This window comes from Phycisphaeraceae bacterium, from assembly GCA_020851465.1.
In the GTDB taxonomy this organism is placed as follows: Bacteria; Planctomycetota; Phycisphaerae; order Phycisphaerales; family Phycisphaeraceae; genus JADZCR01.
The window spans coordinates 373,729-395,582 of record JADZCR010000006.1; the positions used below are offsets into that span (position 1 = coordinate 373,729).

19 protein-coding genes are annotated in these 21,854 nt (G+C 60.3%); 12 read left to right on the top strand and 7 right to left on the bottom strand.

The annotated features are described in order from the left end of the window. Nucleotides 1-41 precede the first annotated feature (41 nt). The 4 genes from IT444_08060 to yacG all read left to right on the top strand — a co-directional run bounded on the left by IT444_08060 (nt 42) and on the right by yacG (nt 2,228). Nucleotides 42-458 carry a hypothetical protein gene (locus IT444_08060; protein MCC7192719.1) on the top strand — a complete coding sequence of 139 codons (417 nt, stop codon included), beginning with the start codon at nt 42-44 and terminating at the stop codon, nt 456-458. Nucleotides 459-532: 74 nt separating this feature from the next. Continuing rightward, complete coding sequence (gene thiL / locus IT444_08065) at nt 533-1,480, top strand: thiamine-phosphate kinase (protein MCC7192720.1); 948 nt, start codon at nt 533-535, stop codon at nt 1,478-1,480. A gap of 32 nt (nt 1,481-1,512) precedes the next feature. Next, nucleotides 1,513-2,019, top strand: a complete 507-nt coding sequence (gene tsaE / locus IT444_08070) for a tRNA (adenosine(37)-N6)-threonylcarbamoyltransferase complex ATPase subunit type 1 TsaE (protein MCC7192721.1) — start codon at nt 1,513-1,515, stop codon at nt 2,017-2,019. Nucleotides 2,020-2,027: 8 nt separating this feature from the next. Next, nucleotides 2,028-2,228 carry a DNA gyrase inhibitor YacG gene (gene yacG / locus IT444_08075; protein MCC7192722.1) on the top strand — a complete coding sequence of 67 codons (201 nt, stop codon included), beginning with the start codon at nt 2,028-2,030 and terminating at the stop codon, nt 2,226-2,228. Nucleotides 2,229-2,318: 90 nt separating this feature from the next. On the opposite strand, the gene IT444_08080 is transcribed toward yacG, so the two are convergent. After that, nucleotides 2,319-2,819 (bottom strand): transcriptional repressor, encoded by a 501-nt coding sequence (locus IT444_08080; GenBank protein MCC7192723.1) that lies wholly within the window; start codon nt 2,817-2,819, stop codon nt 2,319-2,321. A 176-nt stretch (nt 2,820-2,995) separates the two neighbouring features. Here IT444_08080 and IT444_08085 point away from each other — a divergent pair, with 176 nt between their 5' ends. After that, a complete protein-coding gene (locus IT444_08085) occupies nt 2,996-4,375 on the top strand; it encodes a homoserine dehydrogenase (protein ID MCC7192724.1) in 1,380 nt (459 codons plus the stop codon). A 27-nt stretch (nt 4,376-4,402) separates the two neighbouring features. Here IT444_08085 and IT444_08090 read toward each other — a convergent pair whose 3' ends face one another. Continuing rightward, entirely contained in the window at nt 4,403-4,780 is a 378-nt protein-coding gene (locus tag IT444_08090) for a response regulator (protein ID MCC7192725.1), read from the bottom strand. 147 nt (nt 4,781-4,927) lie between these two features. Here IT444_08090 and IT444_08095 point away from each other — a divergent pair, with 147 nt between their 5' ends. Beyond that, nucleotides 4,928-6,235 carry a Glu/Leu/Phe/Val dehydrogenase gene (locus IT444_08095; protein MCC7192726.1) on the top strand — a complete coding sequence of 436 codons (1,308 nt, stop codon included), beginning with the start codon at nt 4,928-4,930 and terminating at the stop codon, nt 6,233-6,235. A 7-nt stretch (nt 6,236-6,242) separates the two neighbouring features. On the opposite strand, the gene nadD is transcribed toward IT444_08095, so the two are convergent. From nadD to IT444_08110, 3 genes are all read right to left on the bottom strand, one after another. Then, entirely contained in the window at nt 6,243-6,866 is a 624-nt protein-coding gene (gene nadD, locus IT444_08100) for a nicotinate (nicotinamide) nucleotide adenylyltransferase (GenBank protein ID MCC7192727.1), read from the bottom strand. A gap of 71 nt (nt 6,867-6,937) precedes the next feature. After that, nucleotides 6,938-7,735, bottom strand: a complete 798-nt coding sequence (locus tag IT444_08105) for a hypothetical protein (GenBank protein ID MCC7192728.1) — start codon at nt 7,733-7,735, stop codon at nt 6,938-6,940. A gap of 9 nt (nt 7,736-7,744) precedes the next feature. After that, nucleotides 7,745-8,710: a D-2-hydroxyacid dehydrogenase gene (locus IT444_08110; protein ID MCC7192729.1), complete on the bottom strand. Its 966-nt coding sequence runs from the start codon at nt 8,708-8,710 to the stop codon at nt 7,745-7,747. 160 nt (nt 8,711-8,870) lie between these two features. On the opposite strand from IT444_08110, the gene IT444_08115 reads away from it, so the two are divergent. From IT444_08115 to IT444_08125, 3 genes are all read left to right on the top strand, one after another. Further along, nucleotides 8,871-9,476 carry a hypothetical protein gene (locus IT444_08115; protein MCC7192730.1) on the top strand — a complete coding sequence of 202 codons (606 nt, stop codon included), beginning with the start codon at nt 8,871-8,873 and terminating at the stop codon, nt 9,474-9,476. A gap of 143 nt (nt 9,477-9,619) precedes the next feature. Then, nucleotides 9,620-10,183 carry an NADH-quinone oxidoreductase subunit C gene (locus tag IT444_08120; protein MCC7192731.1) on the top strand — a complete coding sequence of 188 codons (564 nt, stop codon included), beginning with the start codon at nt 9,620-9,622 and terminating at the stop codon, nt 10,181-10,183. 189 nt (nt 10,184-10,372) lie between these two features. Continuing rightward, nucleotides 10,373-10,747: a hypothetical protein gene (locus IT444_08125; protein MCC7192732.1), complete on the top strand. Its 375-nt coding sequence runs from the start codon at nt 10,373-10,375 to the stop codon at nt 10,745-10,747. Nucleotides 10,748-10,767: 20 nt separating this feature from the next. Here IT444_08125 and icd read toward each other — a convergent pair whose 3' ends face one another. Next, nucleotides 10,768-12,096 (bottom strand): NADP-dependent isocitrate dehydrogenase, encoded by a 1,329-nt coding sequence (icd, locus tag IT444_08130; GenBank protein ID MCC7192733.1) that lies wholly within the window; start codon nt 12,094-12,096, stop codon nt 10,768-10,770. A 370-nt stretch (nt 12,097-12,466) separates the two neighbouring features. Here icd and IT444_08135 point away from each other — a divergent pair, with 370 nt between their 5' ends. The 3 genes from IT444_08135 (at nt 12,467) to IT444_08145 (ending at nt 20,608) form a co-directional block, all read left to right on the top strand. After that, entirely contained in the window at nt 12,467-14,032 is a 1,566-nt protein-coding gene (locus IT444_08135; GenBank protein MCC7192734.1) for a 2-isopropylmalate synthase, read from the top strand. Nucleotides 14,033-14,151: 119 nt separating this feature from the next. Next, nucleotides 14,152-15,702, top strand: a complete 1,551-nt coding sequence (locus IT444_08140) for a PhoH family protein (GenBank protein MCC7192735.1) — start codon at nt 14,152-14,154, stop codon at nt 15,700-15,702. A gap of 289 nt (nt 15,703-15,991) precedes the next feature. Further along, entirely contained in the window at nt 15,992-20,608 is a 4,617-nt protein-coding gene (locus IT444_08145; GenBank protein MCC7192736.1) for a hypothetical protein, read from the top strand. A gap of 60 nt (nt 20,609-20,668) precedes the next feature. Here IT444_08145 and IT444_08150 read toward each other — a convergent pair whose 3' ends face one another. Beyond that, nucleotides 20,669-21,811, bottom strand: coding sequence for a zinc-ribbon domain-containing protein (locus IT444_08150; GenBank protein ID MCC7192737.1), 1,143 nt, complete (start codon nt 21,809-21,811; stop codon nt 20,669-20,671). Nucleotides 21,812-21,854: the final 43 nt, after the last annotated feature.

Genomic DNA, 21,854 nt, shown 5'->3' on the forward strand with positions numbered 1-21,854 from the left:
GTTTTTGCCGCCGCCAAGACGACCTCGTAAACTTTCCCGCCATGTCGGACACGTCGCTATTTCCCGCGCCGGACGATGAAATGCTCGTGAGCATTTACCGCAAGCAGGGTCGGACGCTCGATGACCTGCCGCATACGCCGGAATTCGAGGCGATCTACCAGGCTGTCGGAGAAGAGACGCTGACGCGCACAGCACTGTTTCATCGGCTGCACAATCTGAGAAAAGCGGGCAGGCTGCCGCGTCTGGGCCGTGCGGCGGAAAAGCCGCCGCGCATCGCACCGGAGCATGAGCAATTGCTCACCGAACTGGTCGAATCGGCGATCGGCAAGCTCAGCCTGCGCGATCAGCTTCCTTACACGCCGATCTTTGACCAGATCGTTTCGACGTTCAACGCACAGGCGGGGCTGAATCTTTCGCCTCATGCCGTGTGGCGGATCATTGCGAAGCTGGCCAAGTGACTCACAGGCTCGCCTGATCTGACCCGTGCGGTACCTGATCGAAGGGCGGCGCGAGTGTCGGCTACAATCCGCCCATGCGCGAGTTTGAACTCCTCAGGCATGTTTACGGAAAAAACCGCGATCTTGCATCGCACGTGACGATTCCGCCGGGCGATGACATGGGAGCTGTCTGCATTGGCGGGGCGGAAGTGCTCGTCACCGTCGATCAGGTTGCGGACGGCATTCATTTCAAACTCGAATCGACTCCGCTGGCAAAGATCGCACGCAAGGCGATTGCGCGGAACCTTTCCGATGTCGCAGCGATGGCCGCCCAGCCTGTCGGAGCCGTGGTGGCCGCGTCCCTGCCGCGCAATCTTGGCGAGGCACGGGCGAAGGAACTGTTCGATCATCTGCGCCGCGCGGCGGAGCGGTGGAATTGTCCGCTGTTCGGCGGGGACATCTCGATGTGGGATCACCCGCTCCTGATGAGCGTGACCGTGCTGGCCGAGCCGGCCGGCGTCGAACCTGTCCGGCGCAGCGGCGCAAAACCCGGCGACGCGATTTTCGTCACCGGCGAACTGGGCGGCAGTCTGGAAAACATCGACAGCTACGTCCATCACCTCGACTTTGAGCCTCGCTTAGAGCTGGCGCGGCAACTGGCGCGGAATCCCGCAACCCGGCCTAACTGCATGATCGATCTGAGCGATGGATTGGCGCGCGATCTGGGACACCTTTGCCGCGCAGCCGGACTCTCCGCCGAGATTCACGCCAACGAGCTTCCCCTCAGTGCCGGTGCTTATGCAGCGGCTCACCGCGATTCCCGTCCGCTCTGGCGTCATGCCGTCGGTGACGGCGAGGACTACGAACTCTGTTTCACGGTTTCCGCTGATGTCGCGGATCGAATGCCAACACAGATCGACGGCGTGACCATCACCCGCATCGGCTCCATGACGCAACCCGCAGCCGATCCAGTGGTGACGGTGCGGCTACCCATGGGCGGCACGGAACAACTTGAGGGCGGCTGGGAACATCGCGGGGCATAATGTCAGCGGTCGGGCAACTCAGGGGACAACCCATGAAAATCAGCGGCGTTCACATCTGGCGCGGTCGCAGCACGTCGCTCGAACGCACGCTGGAGATCGGACACCTGATCGGCAGGCTCGCACGACCTGGTGACGTGATTTCACTCCACGGCGAGCTGGGCGCGGGTAAAACCCAGATGGTCCGCGGCATCGCTCAGGGCATGGGTGTGCGAGACAGCGTCGCCAGTCCGACTTACGTGCTGGTTCATGAATATCCCACAGCCGATCGAAACCTCACACTCGTTCACATCGACGCCTATCGAATGCACGATGAGAATGATCTGGAGTCAATCGGCTGGGGCACGCAGGGGCGACAGGAGCTGCGCCAAGATGCGGTGGTGGCGATCGAATGGGCGGAGAAACTGGAGCAGACGCTCGGCGACGACGTGCTGGACGTGTCGCTGACTCATGCGGGAGAGACGGCACGCGACATCACCATCGCCCCGCGCGGTAAATGGGTGGCGCGGATGGCTGCGCTGCGGCAGGAACTGGATCGTTGAGGCTCGCTATGAATAACTCTGATAAACAACCGCCCGAACCGCTTCCCTCGCGCCGCTGCGCCACCTGCGGCAAACAGGTGACCGGCGACGTGAAGACCTATCCCTTCTGTTCCGATCGCTGCAAGACCATTGATCTGGCCAAGTGGGCACGCGAGGAATACCGCATCACCCGGCCGATCGAGGAAAAAGATATGGAAGACGAAGATTGACGCTGAGTTTTCTCGCCGTGCAAGCACGAACGATCCTGCGCAGCAGTAAGGGATATTCAGAGTCGATTGAGCGGAGGCTGCTTGCGGGGCTCACTCATCCGCTTCCGCGTGTTCAGCCATGTCCTTCTGATTGGCTTCGGGTGAGACGCCGTAAATGACGAAGCGGTAGCTCACCGGGTCGAAGCCGTGCTCGCGGCTGATGCGTTCGCTCAAGGCTTTCAACTCCGGCGTCGTAAACTCGACGATCCGGTTGGTCTCCAGACAAACCAGATGTCCCTTGGCTTCGCGGCCAAAGCTGAGCTGGTAGTGGGACTGCTTTGAGTCGAGCAACACCTCAGTGATGATCTTTGCTTCGATGAGATGTTTGAGCGTGCGGTAAATCGTGGCTTTGCTCACGCGATGGCGCGACATGCGTATTTCATCGAGCAACTGTTCAGCCTCGAAAACACCTTCCTTCGACAGCACCGCGTCGAGGATGATGGCCCGTTCGGGAGTGAACTTAAGCCCCTCGCGCTTGAGAAATCGCCGAAAGATCGAGCACAGCGGCTGGATCATCGGCTCGTTGTTGGACATAGCAGCGGCCTGACTCATCGGGACAATTCTAGCCTGCCTGCGGCGACATAACGAATCGCTTCGCACGAAGTCATCAATTTTCTTACCGCTGGGTTTTCCAAAGCAGCGAAATCACTCGCAGCTTCAACAGGCACCGCACAGGCCCGCCGCATGACGCTCTGCACGACTCGGTACGCGACTCTTTGAGCAGCGGCTTGCGGACTGGTATCCTGCTCCGTCTTTTCAACCACCCATCGGGAGCGATCGGCTTGGGGCAACAGACCATCGGTATCGGCATGATCGGCTGCGGCACCGTCGGCACGGGGGTCGCCAAACTCCTGCGCGAGGAAGCGGAGCTTTACCGTAGCCGCACGGGCGTCAGGATCGAGCTGCGCCGCGTGCTGGTGCGTGACCCCGCCAAGGCCTGCCGCGCGGCTGCGCTTCCGTCATCGCTGGTGACTGCCGATGCGGAAGACTTTTTTGCAACCGCCGACATGCCGATCATCGTGGAAGTCGCCGGCGGCGCGGGAGCGATCAGCCGACACGTCCGCCGCGCGTTGACGGCAGGTAAGCATGTGGTCACCGCCAATAAGAGTCTGCTCGCCGCGGAAGGCAGCGAGCTATTTACGCTGGCGCGAAAGCATCAGGCGTCGATAGCATTCGAGGCATCATGCGGCGGAGGTATCCCGATCATCACCGCGTTGCAGTTTGGCCTGATGGCCAATCGCATCGACGCGATCTACGGCATCCTCAACGGCACGTGCAATTACATCCTGACGGAGATGGTGCAGAAGGGGAAAGCCTACGCGACCGCGCTGGCGGAGGCACAGGAGAAGGGCTTTGCCGAGGCTGACCCGACGCTCGATGTCTCCGGGCGCGATGCGGCGCAGAAGTTGGCGGTCCTGGCGTCGCTGGCCTTTGGCGTGAAAGTGTCCGGCGAGGAGGTCTGGTCGGAAGGCATCGACCAACTCCAGATCGCTGACATCCGGTTCGGTCTTGAGCTGAATTACACCATGAAACTGCTGGCGATCGGTCAGCGCGAGAGCGGCACCGGAGCAGGTCGGGTGAGTCTGCGGGTGCATCCGTGTTTTGTTCATGCCGATCTGCCGCTGGCGCAGGTGAACGGGTCGTTCAATGCGCTGTCGGTTTACGGCCACGCGAACGGACACACGATGTATTACGGCCGCGGAGCGGGCCAGTTGCCCACCGCCAGTGCCGTCGTCAGCGATGTGCTCAATGTCGCCAGCGGGTGGTATCCGCGTGCATTCGCCGCCATGAATCTCTGGTGCGACGGCCACCAGCCGCCTGCGCGGGTCAATCCCGACGACTTGGAATCTCGTTTCTACCTGCGCTTCAATGCGCTGGATGTTCCCGGCGTCGTCGGAAAGCTCAGCACCGCGCTGGGCGATGCGGGCATCAGCATCTCGGCGATCCGTCAGCACGAGGTGGCAGCGGGGCAGTTCGTTCCTCTGGTCATCACCACGCACCGTGCAAAGCAGGGCGCGGTGATGAACGCGCTGACGAAGATCCAAAAGCTGGACGTCATCGAGGGCAAGCCGGTCTTCATTCGCATCGTCGATCTGCCCGAAGGCTGAAACCGCATCATCTATTCACGATGAAACTCACGCGGCTGGGCTGCCCATCTTTTCCAGTAGTGAAGGCAGGCTGTTGCTGAACATGCTGCGGGAGAGGACGAAATCTGCGCCGCGCTGACGTGCAGCCTGGAGTGCTTCCGTCGCCACGTGCGAGCCGAACGTCACCACTGGAATCGTCGGATCGTGCTGTTTGACCTGATCGAGCAGCGCCAGGCCGTCGTCACCCATTTCCAGATCGATCATCACGCCGGTGACGGGATCGTTGAGCTTGCCGTCGTCCACCCGTTCGAGCCGCTTGCGCATGGCTTCGGCGTTGCGTGCGGGGCGGGCCGGCACGTTGAGCGTCTCCGCGGTCGAGGAAATCTTGGTAGCGAAAATCAGGTCCGTGCAGCAATAAATCACCATGACGCCTATTATCGTGAATACGCGGCGTGACTCAACGCGCTTCGTTGCGCAACCGCATGTTCCTATAAAAACATCGGCTCGCGACTCGATGATGGTTCCTGCCGATAAAGACCAGACCCACCCAGGATTTTGTCCCACAGGTATTTCATGGCCCCTGAAACACTCCACGGCGTCCTTAACGAGCTGGGGTTCCGCTATGACCCCAAGGCCCTTTATCAGCAGACCATCGGAGCCGTGCTCCACGCTGCTGAACTGCTGGAGTTGCCGCATCATCTGCAACTCATCATGGCGCAGCCCAAGAACGAGATCATGGTTCACTTCCCGGTGCTCATGGACTCCGGCGAGTACAAGCTCTTCAAGGGTTATCGCGTCCAGCACAACAACATTCTCGGCCCCTACAAAGGCGGCATCCGCTACCACGCTGATGTCAATCTCGACGACATCAAATCGCTGGCGGTCATCATGACGATGAAGTGCTCGCTGATGCGGCTGCCCCTGGGCGGCGCCAAAGGCGGCGTGCAGGTCGATCCACGGGCGATCTCTCAGAACGAAGTCATGCGGCTTACGCGGCGATTCACCAGCGCGCTGGGCGGAAACATCGGCCCGGAGCATGACATCCCCGCGCCGGACGTTGGCACCAACGCTCAGACAATGGCGTGGATCGCTGACACCTACATGGTCACCGCTGCACCTGATCGCAAGTTCAAAGCGCAGGCTGTGGTCACGGGCAAGCCGCTGGAGTTCGGCGGCTCACACGGTCGGGACAAGGCCACCGCTCAGGGCCTCATCTTCGTGCTGGAGGAAATCCTGCCGGAAATGGGTATCGAGCTGGCGAAGATGACCTACAGCCTCATCGGCTACGGGAATGTCGGATCGTGGACCGGCCGATTGCTGGCACAACGCGGCGCAAAGTTTCGCGCGGTCATGGATCACACCGGTGCGCTTCGCAACGACGCGGGAATCGACGCGGCGGCGCTGACGCTGTACGTGGAGAAAAACCGCGGTATCGCCGGCTTCCCCGGTGCCGATGCGATTTCCACCGACGAGTTTTATCAGACGGAAGTGGACGTGTTCATTCCCGCCGCTCTGGAACAGATGGTGGACCTCGGCCGCGCTCAGATGCTCCGTTGCAAGGTACTGGCGGAAGGAGCCAACGCTCCGACGACTCCTCCGGCGGAACGACTGCTTCTGCAAAAAGGCGTCGCCGTGCTGCCGGCCATTCTCTGCAACGCAGGCGGTGTGACCGTCAGCTACTTCGAGTGGAAACAAAACCGGCAGGCGGAAACCTGGGACGCGGATTTCGTGGACGCTCAACTCAAGAAGCACATGTACGCCGCCGCCCAGCGTGTGAAACTCGCAGCTCATCGGTTCGAGTGCGACATGCGCACGGCGGCATATCTCGCAGCACTGGAAAACATCGGCCGCGTTTACCGGCTTCGCGGAATATTCCCCTGAGCGGCATCTAGCGGTAAAGGCTGTGCCGTCGAATGTATCGCTCGACTTCCGGATGTACGAGTCCTGCCAATGGCTCACCGCGACTCGCACGGGCGCGGAGTTGCGTCGAGCTGACATCCAACAGCGGCAAGTCGATAAGCCGAGGCGACCAGCGTGATCGATCGGCAGCGGGCAGCGCGGTCAGCAGGCTTTCGTGAGTGTCGGGCGGACGTACCATGACCAGTGGTTCAGCCAGTTCCTCAATCCGCTGAGGCTCACGCCACGAGGTGAAGATCCGCAGCATGTCAGCTCCGATGAGCAGGCGGAACGTGACCTTCGGTGCGCGGCTGCGTAAAGCAGTAAGCGTATCGACGGTGAACGACGGCTTGCCGTCCGCGGCCCGGTCGATCTCATCAGTGAGCACGCAGGCTTGCGGGTAGTCGGCTACAGCCAGTCGGAGCATCGCCAGACGATGGACCGCATCGCTTTGTGAGCCGCGTGGTTTATGCGGAGCCTGACCGACCGGGATGTACGCCACCGCATCAGCGCCGATCGCGGACATCGCCAGCATGGGCAGCGCGGTATGGACGACATGAGGCGGGTCAAAGCTGCCGCCGAACAGGATGACGCGACGACAGGCGGTGAGGTCCATACGGGTAATGTAGCGTCAGGGCGTCAGGAAGGCGGCGGACTGTTCGCGGTGAAGAACCTCGCAGCAACGCTTCATTGTGCCTGTCGTGAAACTTCGCGTCGGACGATTTCTTTGGTGTGACGGGCCAACGCCTGCGCACAGAGTTTCGCATTTTTATTAAGCCGCAGCATAACGGGCAGCAGCGTCGGTCGGCGGAGCAAGTCACGGCAGGCGGCGCGCTTGTCCGGCTCCCCTTCGGGTGTGACCCAGCGTGCGGCCTCGATGGGCATGGCCATGTCAGCGGGATCGCTGACGACACGAACAGGAAAGAACGGAATCTTCAGCGATCCGGCGACCTTGGCCAGCTGATACGACTCCATATCCACCGATGCCGCCAGATGCTTTTCGTAAAGGCGTCGTTTGGCGACGGGTGAAGTCACAACATAATCCACGCTCAGAAGCGAGCGCAGCGGAGTTCGCTCGATGAGATTTTCCGCTCCCTTGGGCACGCCGGCTCGGATGTCCAGGACTTCGTCGTGAGCATTGATGATCCAACGGATATCCAGAAGTTCGCCGACGGTTAAACCGCGTTCGAGACCGCCGGCAAAACCGATGTTCAGAATCGCGGCAACCTTCGCATGATCGAGCAGACGAAGCAGGGCGGCAGCGGCACTGGTCGGCCCCATGCCGGTTACTTTGGCGATCACTCGCGTGGTCGGCGACTCGCCGATCCACAGGCCTCCCGCGGACTTGAGATTGAGCGCCTGCACGGTCGGCATCAGTTCGATGCTCGTGGCAGCAAGGATCGTGATCGTCTTGCGGTCCGCAGGCTGTGGCTCAGTGACGGTCACGATGAGTTCCTGATGTTCATCGGCTCCGAGGCTGCCCATCTGCCGAGTTCAGTTCACCACATGGCGGGGCTTGCCGTCGAGAAAGCTCTGAAGATTATCCGCAGCCATCCGCATCAGCCGAGTCCGCGCCTCGACGCTGGCCCAGGCGATGTGCGGAGTGATCAGGCAGCGCGGCGCGGTGAGCAGGGGATTGTCGGGACGGGGCGGCTCAACACTCAACACATCGAGTCCCGCCGCAGCGATCCTGCCTTCGCGCAGCGCTTCCGCCAGCGCCGCCTCATCCACGAGCGGACCACGCCCGGTATTGATGAGCACCGCCGTGTGTTTCATCGTAGCCAGCCTTGCTGCGCTGACGAGGTGGCGCGTTTGATCGGTCAACGGACAATGCAGCGTCAGCACATCAGCCTGACGAAAAAGTTCATCCACAGGAAGCCAGCGGACATCGACGCCGGGGATCGCAACCTGATTCATGGATCGCTGGTGTGAGGCAGCGATGTTCATACCCATCGCAGCGCCGATGCGTGCGACACGCTGACCGATCGAACCCAGCCCGACGATGCCGAGCGTCTTGCCGGCCAGTTCGGTCAGAGGCGCGACGGTGAAGCTGAAGTCCGCGCTGCGCACCCAGTCCCCTTCATGGACAGCCATGCCATGCGAGGAGGTGTGGGACACCAGTTCCAGCAGCAGGGCGAAAACGTGCTGGGCGACCGAGTCGGTGCTGTAACCGGGGACATTGGTGACGGACACGCCGCGTTGACGAGCGACCGCGAGGTCCACCACATTGGTCCCGGTCGCCAGCACGCCGATATATTGCAGACCGTCGAGCTGCTGGAGCGTCTGAGCGTTGATCGGAGTCTTGTTGGTCATGACGAATGACGCCCCGCGCATTCGTTCGACGATTTGAGAGCCGGTCGAACGGTCGTGGACTTCGAGGCGGCCAAGCCGCTCAAGCGGGGACCAACTGATATCGCCGGGGTTGAGTGTATAGCCGTCGAGAACCACGATCCGCTGCATGAGAATCTCCTGGGCCGCTGATGCTAACAGATGCAGAAACGGCGGGTGGACGGCTGTAAGTTTCGCCTTTGATGCGTCCCTCGTCGGCGCCTGATTCACCGGATTGAAGTTCGATCGGAAATGATGCTGGACTTTTCCGCTGGTTTTGTATGATGCTCACATGCCCATCTACCTCGACGGCCAACGGACTGAGCTGACGGGACAGACACTCGCGGACGTGCTGGAGGAGGCGCAGCAACGTGTCGCCGACGCCGGCCGGATCATTGTCGAGATCATCATCAATGGTCAGACGCTCAATCAGGAGCAGATTGAGGCGTCCTCAAGACAGCCGGTCCTCGGCTCGGAGCTGCGTCTGGAGTCGGCTGACCCGCACGAGTTGGCGGGCACAACGCTGGAGCAGGTTCGGCTCGGCTTGACCGACGCACGCGAAGCGCAGGCGGAGGCAGCGAATCTTTTTCAGCAGGATCAACCCAGTGATGCGATGCAGCAGGTCTCACGGGCGATCTCCGTGTGGCAGCAGACGCAGCAGGCGGTCCTGCAATCGACGATGCTGCTTGGGATCAACCTCGATGAAAAGACGTTCGAGAATCAGCCGGTCGTTCAGATGACCGACACGCTGCTGGCGCAGCTACGCACGCTGCGCGACCTGATCGCGGCAGGTGACACCGTGGGGCTGGCGGACACGTTGGCGTATGAGTGGCCGGAGATGACCGATCGCTGGGATCGGTTGATCGTCGAAATTCAGGGGTGGATCGAAAAAAAGTGAGGCAGACAATGGGAGTTGGATGCTGCGGGTGAGGCTGATTGATCGAGCCTCGCCAAACGCCTGGCGGCGATTGCTGCGAAGCTCCGCACATCACGATCCGCGTTTCCCTATAATCTTCCTCTTTCCCGACCGGTGATCTCTCCATGAGCAAGCCCAACCTTGACCATCCCACCCTGCCGCTGGTGAAGCAGAAGTTTCCCGGCATTCGCTTCGTCGCTTCCGAGTTTCGTGGTCAGACCACGCTCGTCGTGCCCGCACTAAACCTGCACGAGGTGATGACGTTTCTCCGTGACGATCCCGCCTGTGCCTACAACTTTCTGTCCGATGTGACCGCGGCTGACTATCTCAACTATCCTGCGGTCAAGGGCGCGCCCGAAGGTCGATTCGGCGTCGTTTACAACATCGTCAGCTACACGCATAACCGCCGACTACTCGTCAAAGTGATGCTCAGTCCGAGCATCGACACCAGCGGCATCGAGGACGACCCGGCCTTGCACGTGCGATCCGTCACCGATCTCTGGCCGGGTGCGGAATGGACGGAGCGGGAAGTATTCGACATGTACGGCATCCGCTTCGACGAACACCCGGACCTTCGCCGCATCCTCACCTGGGAAGCCTACCCCGGCCACCCGCTGCGCAAGGATTATCCGCTGCGCGGCCGAGGCGAGCGTGAGGATTACCGCGTGATCGAGCGAGACAGCGCCTGATTCCGCTTCATTTCGGCAATGACCTTGGCCGCCGCGCCTGCACGCCGTGCCTGCGCGGTGCAGTCCCTGTCTGTTTCCCAGCCGTTCCAGACGGAAGACGCCGGTGAATGTTCCGCGATTTGTACGGGCTTGCGCTGATGCTCCATCCGAACCTGGTCGATGGCTCGTGAGTTAAGGAGATCTCAGCCTATGCTCAACGCTCATTCTCGGACTTTGAATACTGATCGCCGCAATGACATCCGGCTCGAAGGCGGCGGACGCATCCAGGCGGCGATCATCGACGCCGAGCCTTGGCGCGTGCTTGATGATCCGGTGATCGAAAATATTTCGGTCGGCGGCATGGCGATTCTCACCGCCACACCGGTGGAGGTGGGATCACGAATCGTCGTCTGGAATGCCGGCGGCTCACCGCGAGACGTGGCGTCGAGCGTCGTGCTCGAAGTGCTCGACTCGGCGGACTGGCAGGACGGCCGGCGCATCGTCCGCTGCCGCGTGGTGGACGGCATGGTTCCCGCGTCGGTGATTTTCTGCTGGGAATCGTCGCTGGGTTCCAAGGCCGGCTGAGCTGAGCCGCGCCGCGTGCGTCAGCCCATGTGCTTGACCATCTGCCGCGCAAAGTCGCTGCACTTGATCTCCGTTGCGCCTTCCATCAAACGGGCGAAGTCGTAAGTCACCGTCTTGGCAGTGATCGCTTTTTCCATGCCCTTGATAATCAGGTCCGCAGCTTCGTCCCATCCGAGGTGACGGAACATCATCTCTCCGCTGAGGATCACGCTGCCGGGATTAACCTTGTCCTGATTGGCGTACTTGGGCGCGGTGCCGTGCGTCGCCTCGAAGATCGCGTGGCCTGTCATGTAGTTGATGTTGGCTCCTGGCGCGATGCCGATGCCGCCGACCTGCGCCGCCAGAGCATCGCTGAGGTAGTCGCCGTTGAGGTTCAACGTCGCGATGACGTCGAAGTCCTCCGGCCTCGTGAGCACCTGCTGGAGCGTGATGTCAGCGATCGCATCTTTGATCACCATGCCGGCACCGGGTTTCCCCGCTGGGATTCGGCACCAGGGACCGCCGTCAATCGGTTCGGCCCCGAAGACGTTTCGCGCGATCTGGTAGCCCCAGTCACGGAACGCGCCTTCAGTGAACTTCATGATGTTGCCCTTGTGAACAAGGGTGACGCTCTTGCGTTTGTGCTTGATGGCGTACTCGATCGCGGCATGGACGAGCCGACCGGTGCCGGTGCGACTGATGGGCTTGATTCCGATGCCCACTTCCAGCGGCATGGGATGCGGGACACCGGCAGCCTTGGCTGCGGCGTCGGTCGCCTCCTGCGTGCCGAATCGGATCTTCTTGAAATCGCGGGGGAACTCACCCGCCAGGAAATCCAGCATCTTCTTCGCTTCGGGAGTTCCCGCGGCGTATTCGATGCCGGCGTAGATGTCTTCCGTGTTCTCACGGAAAATCGTCATATCGACTTTTTCAGGATGCTTCACGGGTGAAGGCACGCCTTGGAAATAGCGCACCGGACGCAGGCAGACGTAGAGGTCGAGCATCTGCCGCAGCGCGACGTTGAGCGAGCGGATGCCGCCCCCGACGGGAGTGGTCAGCGGGCCTTTGATGCCGACGATGTAATCCTTGAACGCCGTGACCGTCTCGTCAGGCAGCCAGTTGTTGAGTTTGTTGAAGCTCTTCTCCCCGGCGAGCACTTCCTTCCACGCGACAGACTTCTTGCCGTGGTATGCCTTCTTCACTGCTTCATCGAAAACGTGCTGCGAGGCCTTCCAGATGTCCGGGCCGGTGCCATCACCTTCGATGAAGGGAATGATGGGATGATCGGGGACCTGGAGTTTGCCGTTCTTGAGTGTGATGGGTTGGCCGGCGCACTGTCCGGCGGACGATGAAGCGGTGGCGGTGGACATGTCGTGCAATCTCCAGAGTCGAACGAGTGTAATGAAGCCGCACGGTCGGCGGCGAGTCGGATAATTATGAGGATTTGGCGTCCTTGCTCAACTTCCCGTCCCGCGGTGTGGATGAAGTCCCGCACAATCGGCTCAATTGACCGGCGGGATTATGCCGATTAACATGGATCACATGACCCGTTTCCCGCAGTCAATCCGAAACCTGTCCGCGGCGCTTAGCCTTCGACTTACCCTGCGCGGATAGGACGGAAAGCAAATCAACCCCTTGCGATTCCCGCCCTGTCCGCGCTGAACGGACAGGGCGTTTTAGTTTTCATTCTTTTCACTTTCATTCACAGCCGTTAGCGGCTCAGCTATAAGAGAAACCAACATGACAACCTCAGCCATTCCCATCCGTATTTTTGACACCACGCTGCGTGACGGCGAGCAATCGCCCGGCGCGAGTCTGAACCTGCACGAAAAACTGGAGATCGCCCGTCACCTCGACATGCTGGGCGTGGACGTGATCGAAGCGGGCTTTCCGATCACCAGTCAGGGCGACTTTGAAGCGGTGCGTGCCATCGCGCAGGAAGTCCGCCGTCCGATCATCGCCGGCCTGGCGCGCTGTGTGCCGCGTGACATCGACCGCGCGGGCGAAGCGGTCAAGGGCGGTGCCAATCCGCGCATCCACGTTTTTTGCGCCACGTCGAAAATCCATCTGGAGCACAAGTTCAAAAAAGCGATCGAGGAGATCATCCGGATGTCCGTCGATTCGGTGAAGCGAGCGCGTCAGTTCGTGGCGGATGTCGAGTTCAGCCCGGAAGACGGCAGCCGGACGGAGCTGTCCGTGCTGGTGGATATCACCGCAGCAGTGATCGAAGCCGGTGCGACGACGGTGAACATTCCAGACACAGTCGGCTATGCCGTGCCCGCTGAGTACGGCAATATCTTCCGATACGTCCGCGAAAAGCTGCCCATCATCGACCAGAAGGGCATCTTCCTCTCGTCGCACTGTCACAACGATCTGGGGTTGGCGGTCGCCAACTCCCTCGCCGCGGTGGAGAACGGCGCACGGCAGGTCGAATGCACCATCAACGGCATCGGTGAACGCGCCGGTAATGCGGCGCTGGAGGAGATCGTCATGGCCATGCGGACGCGGCATGACTACTTCAGCCGCTTCACCACTGCGGTCAATACGAAAAAACTCTACCCGTTGTCCCGCATGGTTTCGACCATGACCGGTCTGCATGTGCAGCGGAATAAGGCGATCGTCGGCGAGAATGCCTTTGCCCACGAATCGGGCATTCATCAGGACGGCATCCTCAAGGAGCGATCGACTTACGAAATCATGGACCCGCTGGATATCGGCCTGCCGGAAAACAAACTGGTTCTGGGCAAGCATTCCGGCAGACACGCTTTTCGTGAGCGCGTGGCGTACCTGGGCTACGTACTCGATGACGCGGGACTGGATAAGGCGTTCATCGAATTCAAGGCTCTGGCGGACAAAAAGAAGGATGTTTACGACGAGGACATCGAAGCACTGCTGGATCAACAGCTCGATCAGAGCCGCCGTCTGTGGGAACTGGTGCGCTTTCGCGTGACCAGCGGTACCGGCGAGGATGCGATGGCGACGGTCGTTCTGCGCGACTCGTCAGGCGTGGAGAAAAAGGAAGCTGCGATCGGTGACGGGCCGATCGACGCGGTCTATTCCGCGATTCAACGGCTGACCGGCGTGATGACGGAATTGCTCGATTACAAGTCACGGGCAGTCACCGTCGGACAGGAAGCGCAGGGCGAGGCGAACATCGAGGTCAAGCACCGCGACCGCAAGGTTAAAGGACGCGGCGTGAGTACCGATGTGGTAGAAGCTGCGGCGCGGGCGTATCTCGCGGCGATCAACCGCATCAAAACAGCGGAGAACGGCTCTGCCCCGACGAGCGGACTATCGCAGCCGTAGGCAGCGGTTGAGTTCATCCGAGACAGGGATAAGGCGCGGTCCGTCCGCATAAAACCGGCGTTGACGCTGCGTGCGCGGCGATTTTGTCCGGGAATTCAGCCGGCGCATGAATTCACCCGATGCAACGCTTAGGCGTTACGCTGTTGCTACCATGGTTGCGGCGAGATCGAAATGAGTCGCCGTGGAATAAGGAGATTCCCAGGTTGGCCGAAGTCAAAAACCGTCCTTCCAAGGCATCGGGCAGTTCCGCCGGCAGCGCGGCGAGCACACCGGAATCGACGAAGTGTTTTGTGCTCGACACCAACATCCTCCTGCATAACCCTGCCGCGCTCTTCATGTTCGCTGATAACGAGGTGGTGCTGCCTTTTACGGTCCTTGAAGAGATTGACCGCTTCAAAAAGCAGAACGACGACGTTGGCCGCAACGCCCGCGAGGCGATCCGTCACCTCGATCGGCTGCGCACACGGGGGAAGCTCAATGAAGGCGTCAAGTGGAACGGCCACGGCGGACGGATCCGCGTGGAGTTTGCCGCCAAGGAACGCCCCGACGCACTGGTCGAGGACACGCCTGACAATCGCATCATCTCCGTGGCGTGGGAGCTGGCGCAGCGCGGCAAACGCACCATTTTCATTTCCAAGGACATCAACGTCCGCATCAAGTCCGACGCTCTCGGTCTGCACACCGAAGACTTTGAGGCACAGAAAGTCGATGCCGACCGACTTTACGCCGGCTACGTCGCGCTGAGCGTGCCATCGACGCTGATCGACACGCTCTACGAGGAAAAGCAACTGAGCGTCGAAAAACTCGAACCGCACCGGATGATCAAAACCGATGACGGCAAGGACGAGCAGATCGCCCTCTACGCCAACCAATACGTCCAGCTCCGCGACGCGCTGGATGAGTCACACACCGGACTGGCGCGGCTGCTGGGTGACACGGATCACCTCATTCCCATCACCGGACCGCGCAAGCCGGTCTTTGGCGTGATGGCGCGAAACGTCCAGCAGATCATGGCGTTCGACCTTCTGCTCGATGACGACATCAAGCTCGTCACGCTCCTGGGGTCCGCTGGTACGGGCAAGACGCTGCTGGCGATCGCAGCGGGAATGGTCAAGGTTTTCAACGAACAGCGATATGACAAGCTCCTCGTTGCCCGGCCGATCATGCCTATGGGTAAGGACATCGGCTACCTGCCCGGCGACAAGGACGAAAAACTCTCCGCGTGGATGCAGCCGATTTTCGACAACCTCAGCTACCTGCTCTCCACACGAGCTTCCGGCAGCGCGGGGATCGGTGCCGGCGGAGGACAGCACGCCGAAAGTCACTCCCCCGAACAACGCATCCAGAGCCTGATGTCTTCCGGGCAGCTTGTCCTTGAGCCGCTCACCTACATCCGCGGGCGGAGCATTCCGCATCAGTTCATGATCGTGGATGAGGCGCAGAACCTTACGCCTCACGAGGTCAAGACGATCGTCAGCCGAGTCGGTGAAGGGACCAAGATCATCCTCACCGGCGACATCGGACAGATCGACAATCCCTATCTCGACAGCTCATCAAACGGGCTTTCCTACATGGTCGAGAAGCTCAAAGGTCAGAACATCGTCGGCCACATCACGCTCGCCAAGAGCGAACGCAGCGAGCTGGCGTCACTGGCAGCCGAGAAACTTTAAGGACGTCTGTCGCGGGGAAAACAGGCCTTTGGCGTGTTGGGCGCGCACGGATTTGTCGCGTGCCGACAAAATCGCCGTTTCTCAAAATATTTTTAATCCCGTTCGTTCCATCGCTTGGGGCAATAAACACATCCTCTTGCGCGCACAGACGCGCTCATTCGTCCGTAGGTTGGATTGAGGATGAGTGTTCGGCAGCCTCTTGCCGACACCTCGATCACGAGATGATTTCGCTTCGAGAGGTCATCGTCCGGACTACAATAAAAACACTCGACCGTAAGGGGGTTTTCCAATGTCCAAGACTTCATCACCTGCCGGGGCTGCGCCTTCCATCAAACCGGCAAAAAGCAAGCGTCGTCTTCTGCTGATCGTCGGCGGCATCGTCGTCCTGCTGCTGGTGCTGCTGCTCCTGACTCCGACTCTGCTCAGCTCCGGCGCAGGTGCGAAGTTCATTGCGTCGAGGGTCAATGCCACGATTCCCGGCAAGGTATCGTTCGACTCGCTGAGTCTCGGCTGGTTCAGCGGCCAGCACGTACGCGGGTTCAAGCTGCTCGACCCCGAAGGCCGGGAAGTCATCGTCGCCAACCAGGTCGATCTGCCCAACGCTTCACTGGCGAAGCTGCTGCGCGGCAACTTGAACATCGGCGTCGTCAGCATCATCGCGCCGAAGATCACGCTGCGAACCGATGAAAAGGGGCTGAACCTCACCCGTGCGATCAGCAATCCTGACGAACCGAAAACGGATGAGCCGGCCAAGCTGCCGGAATCTCTGCGGGCACGGGTGGAGATTGCACAGGGCTACGTCAGCTACGAGGCTCAGGGCGTCGAAAAGTCAGAGGTGAAAAATCTCGCGGTTTCCGCGGATGCGACCAATCTTCAGGACATCGCGCTGGTGCTGCACGGCGATTTGGCGCAGGGTAACGCCACAGGCCGCGTCGAGCTTGAAGGCGGCATCAAAGATCTCGTCGGTGCCGGCGGGTTGCTCCAACCGGATAAGGCCACACTCACGCAAGGCGTCGTCAAACTCATCAACCTGCCCATCGACGCTGTGGACGGCATGGCGCAGCTCGACGGCAAACTCACCGCAGTGCTGGGAAAACTTCTGACCGCCGACGCGAAGATTCAGGGCAATCTCACCGCAGGCACAGCATCCATCGAAACCCGCAGCGAAAACATGCAGGCACGCGGCGATCTGGAGATCGCGGATAAGCAACTCGTCACGCCGCAAGGCAAGGAAATCGGTATCGACCTCAAACTGCGCAAGGAAGCGTGGCCAGTGCTGACCAGAGGCAGTCGGTCGCCCAGCACGCTTAAGCAGGACGTGAACATTTCCCTGCACATCAACGGCATCAAGGCAGGCATGGACACCGCGGCTGAGTCCCCCTTGAAGTGGACAACCAGTGCCTTTCACGTTCGCGGAACAGCGTCGGACATTCTCATCGACGCGGGAGGCGACCTGGGTACCGTTGCGTTGCGCAAGAGCGATTTACGCCTGGACACGGATAACCTCTCGGAAAGTTTTCAGGGCGGGCTGGCTGCCGTCGCGGAAAAGCTGGGGCAGCAACCGGGTTCGATCAAGATTGATGGAAACTCGCGCAATTTGTTCGGCTCTGATGGCCGAATCTCCCCGAACATGGCAGCGGTCATCAATGTCCAGATCAAGGACACACCGCTGGCCATCGTGGACCAGCTCGCTCGAACGGAAGGAAAGATCACGGAATGGCTCGGCCAGATCCTCAATGCCGAGGCGCATTTTGCGATCAAGCCTGCCGACGAAGCCGGCAGCGGTAACAAGGGGCTTGAGGGAACGGTGACGCTCAAGGCGCACTCGGAAAACCTCGAAGCGAGCTTCACCGCTCCGATCACCACCGATCAGGTAGCTCTGGTGAAGGACCCGATCAGCGGGCGGACAGGCTCAATCGTCCTGAAGCTGCCACGAGCGGTGCTGAATCGTCAACTGGCGAACTCTTCCAAGCCGGCCGATCAACAGGTGACGATCGCGCAGGATGCAGTGCTGACGCTGGACGTGCAGCGACTGACGATTCCCGTCAAGCCTTCGGGTGGTGGGCTGGACCTCGCAGCCGCGAAACTGACGGTTCTCGGCACGCTGCCGACTTTGGCTGCCAACGATCCGACCATTGGTCCAGTCACGCTGAGTGATATTCGGCTTGATCTGTCGAGTGAAGGTCTGGCTGGCGGGCTGACGGGCAGGTTTACGGCTGACAGTTTCGCCAAGGGGACACAAGGCAAAGTCGATATCAACAGCATTGCCGTTCGTGATCTGATCGACGCGCAGGGCATGGTTGACTTCGCCTCCGCGACAACCACGTTGAAGGGGACCATCAAGGGCCTCTCGACGGCCATCATCGACACATATGCGAAGCAGGACGGCCTGGTCGCCGGCCTGCTGGGGCCGACGATCGACTCTGAACTCAATGCGACAATCAAGCTCGGCTCGCCTGAGAAGGGCGACCGCTATGTTTCGTTTGATCTGAATCCCTCATCGGCAAACCTCAAGAGCACGCGGCTGGCGGGTGAGATCAAAAACAATGCGCTGACGCTCAAGCCTGAAACGGCTGCGACGTTGACGATGAGTCAGAAATCGTTTGATGACCTGTTGGCTGCGTTGTCGGCGGATAAGGCTGCCCCGACATTGCGGATCAAGGCACCAGCGACGCTGAACCTGGCTGTGCGCGGGCTGGAGAAGTCACTCGATGAAAAAGGCGAGCTGCGTCATGCTGACGTGGAGCTGCGCGTGGATCAGTTCCTGCCCATTGGTGAAGCTCTCGCGGGCACGCAGCCGGAGCTGCGCGATCTGGTTTTTACCTGCAAAGGTGAGTCGATGGATCAGCCGCTCCAGGTGACCCTGTCGAGCAAGCTGAGCGAATCGGGGCATAACGGCTCGATTCAGGGCAGCGCGAAAATCCTCAACGTGATGGAGCCGTCACGACGAGTCGAGGATGGTCGAATCACCGGAAAGGATTTGCCGATGGGACTGGTTGATGCGCTGCTTGGGCAGGGAGGAAAGATCGTCAAGACGCTTGGGAAGTCGCTCGACAATGTGGATGTGACGATTCAGTCCGACGCGGCTGGGACGATGTTGGTGAAAGGAAATCTCAAGTCATCACAGACCACCGGCTCATTCGATGCGGCATATACAGCTGATGATGAGGCCGCGAAGCGCGATCTGCGGCTCGTGCTCAACCCTTCGACATTTTCGCTGGCACTGACGGAAGAAGCACGGCAGGCGTGGATGGCAGGCGACCCCGCCGTTGCGAAAGCTCCCGCTGGCGGGGAAAAATCCGGGAGGAAATCCGGGGCGAATTCCGGGGAAGGTTCCGGGGAAAATTCCGGGGGGATGACACTTGCCGAGCCGCTGCGGTTGAAGCTCGACATCGCAGGCGGTGAACTGGTGTTGGTGAACGGAGCAAAGGATGTGAAGACCGGCCAGGTCTCCAGCGTCATTGATCCGAGTCGCTCAAAGCTCAACGCGACGCTCTCAAGTCCCGGCGCAGTCCTGCGTGATTCAACTCATGGCCGGACGGTGAGACTCCGTGATTTTTCCGCACGGATTGACACTCCAGCAAGTCTGGCTGAGCGGTTGAATGTCGAGCTTAATTCTCGATTCTCAGTCACGGAGCCGAACCAAACGGAAAGCGATCAAGGCGAACTGCACGCGACGATCAGTGCAGCGGGTCTCAAGGGCAGCGACGGCGCGATCGATGCACAACGCGCATCCTATGACATCGCGGCGGAAGGCAAAGCCATCCCCGTAGATGCTCTCGATGCGCTGATGGAGGCGAAGGGACAGTACGTTCAGATTCTGGGTCACAAAGCCAATCTGAAGCTGACCACCACCCGCCGCAATGACCGCCCCGGCCCTGCGGAATTGGTCATCGACAGTGAAAACCTCAAGGGAACGATTCCCGGACAGTTGGCCCCGAACTGGGTATTGACGCTGACGAATGACAGCGTGCTGACGATGCGCGTCACACGGGAGCTGTCGAGCGGATTGCTCTCAACCGTGAGCATGCTCGTGAGGGACGCCAGATCGGATGAGAAGCCGGCAAAACTGACCATTGCCAAACAGAATTTCAGCGTAAAGACCTACCCGTTTGACATCAACACACTCAACGCGGACGCGACGCTCGAACTGAACCGCTTGATCGTCTCCAGCGGCGGAAAAGCGGGAGGCATCATTCAGACCTTGCAGAAATTGGGCAGCAATATCGAGTCACGCGAGGAGTTCCCCGCTGACTTTACGGTGGCGAAGATCGAAATACGCAACGGCCGGATCACGACCAACGACATCTGGTTCACGACCGACCGCCGTGACCTGACGATGGGCACGAAAGCGGTGGCGTATCAGGTCAAGGATCCGAACACCGGCGAGATGGTCTGGTATTCCGATACCGTGCTGGGGATTTCCGGCGACACGGTGACGACGATCAAATCGCTGGCGGGGTACATCGATCCGGCTTCCGTCATCGAGCTTAACGCCAAAGGCAAGGCCGGAGAAGTCGTGCCGGACTACGGAGCTTTCGCCTCGCAAATCGGGTTCTTGGTCGCCAAGGCGCAGAGCGAGCGAGCATTGGGAAACAAAGGCGGCGGAGCGGCTTCGATCGGGATTGATCTTGGCTCAAAATTGTTGAAGGGCCTGGACAAGAACAAGGATAAAAACGCCCCGACGATGGTTATCAGCGGTTGGCCGAACAAACCGCGTCCGGTGGAACGTGAAGCCGAGCAGACAGCCGCACCGCCGGAGCAGGGACAAGCTGATGAGTCGAAGGCCGCAGCCCAGCAGCAGCCGTCCGAGGCGAAGGAGCCGCCGCCGCAACGGGAAGAAGATCGCGCGATCGATGCGGTGGAGGGATTGCTGAGGGATCTTGGGAAGAAGAAAAAGAAGTGAGCGGGACTGCTGCGACGCGCGATTCACAGTGCCATCGGCGTAATTGTCGCTGCTGTCGAATCAAAACAGCGAACGCCAGAGGATGATGACGAGCGTGATCCCCAGCGCGCGGATGATGGTGATGATGCCGATTGTCAGACGGGTTTCCTGCATGTCGAGGTCGAACAAAAACGCGATCGGCGGCCCCATAAAAATCGCGTAAACCACGAAGACCGCCATCGCGCCCAGAAACATCTGTGCGGCGATGATGGCCATGACCATCAGCACGACGATATCCGCCAGCGCACCTGGCCCCCAGGAGATGGCGGCGATTTTCAGTAATGCCGACCAGAGCGAACCGAAGGAAATCCCGCCGATATGCGCAGCGACCACTAACGACAGAAGCAGCAGCGGCATCATCAGGATCAGCTCGATCCCCATGAGAAAGCCGGTCGCCAGCAGGCCCACCTGCCAGTTCTTCGTGAGCAGAAATGCGGCGATGGTCAGGCTTGGCGGGCCGACCGCAAGCAGGATCATCGGCAGCACCCACTCGGTGATGCGGTGGCGTCGCAGCATTTCCTGCTCGATTTCCTGCTTGTGCTTGAGATCGCGGAGCACCTTGTCAGCCCCGCTGAGCACGCTGGCGGGAGTGCGTGCAGCCTCCTCGCTGCTTTCAACGACCTGCACTGTGGTCTTGATTTTTCTGCCGATGGAGAGGTTGTAGCCGCAGTTCATGCAGAGGACCGCGTGTGCCGCTACCGAGTGGCCGCATGACGGGCAGCGTCCCGGCGTCGCTTTGAGTTTGTTCACGCTGCCAGTGTCCGTGGGCACCAGCTCGCTCGTGTCCAGCTCGTCGAGATCAAACTCGCCGCTCTCGTCGATAAGCTCGTCGGGCATGGCCTCGGTTTCAGGGGAGGCTGGCAGCGGTTTTTGTGCCGGATCGAGTGAGGTGGCCGAGTAGGAATCGCCCGGCATGCGTTCGATGGTGACCTGACCGGACGAGTCGTGCGGAATGCGGATGACCGCGCCGCATTTGCATTTGACTTTCATGCCCGCGGCATTGGGATCCCAACGATAATTCGTCAGGCAGTTCGGGCAGATGATGGCGGGAAGTGGGGCCATAGGCGTGGTACACGGAGCCTGCTGAGCACGATTATTAGGCATCAGCGGAAGATTGCGGTCAACGGTGCGCGGAGCGGGGCGGTCGCCGTTGGCGGCATGCACGAGGTCGGACTATCCTTTTACACTTCATCGGCAGGCGTTTGTT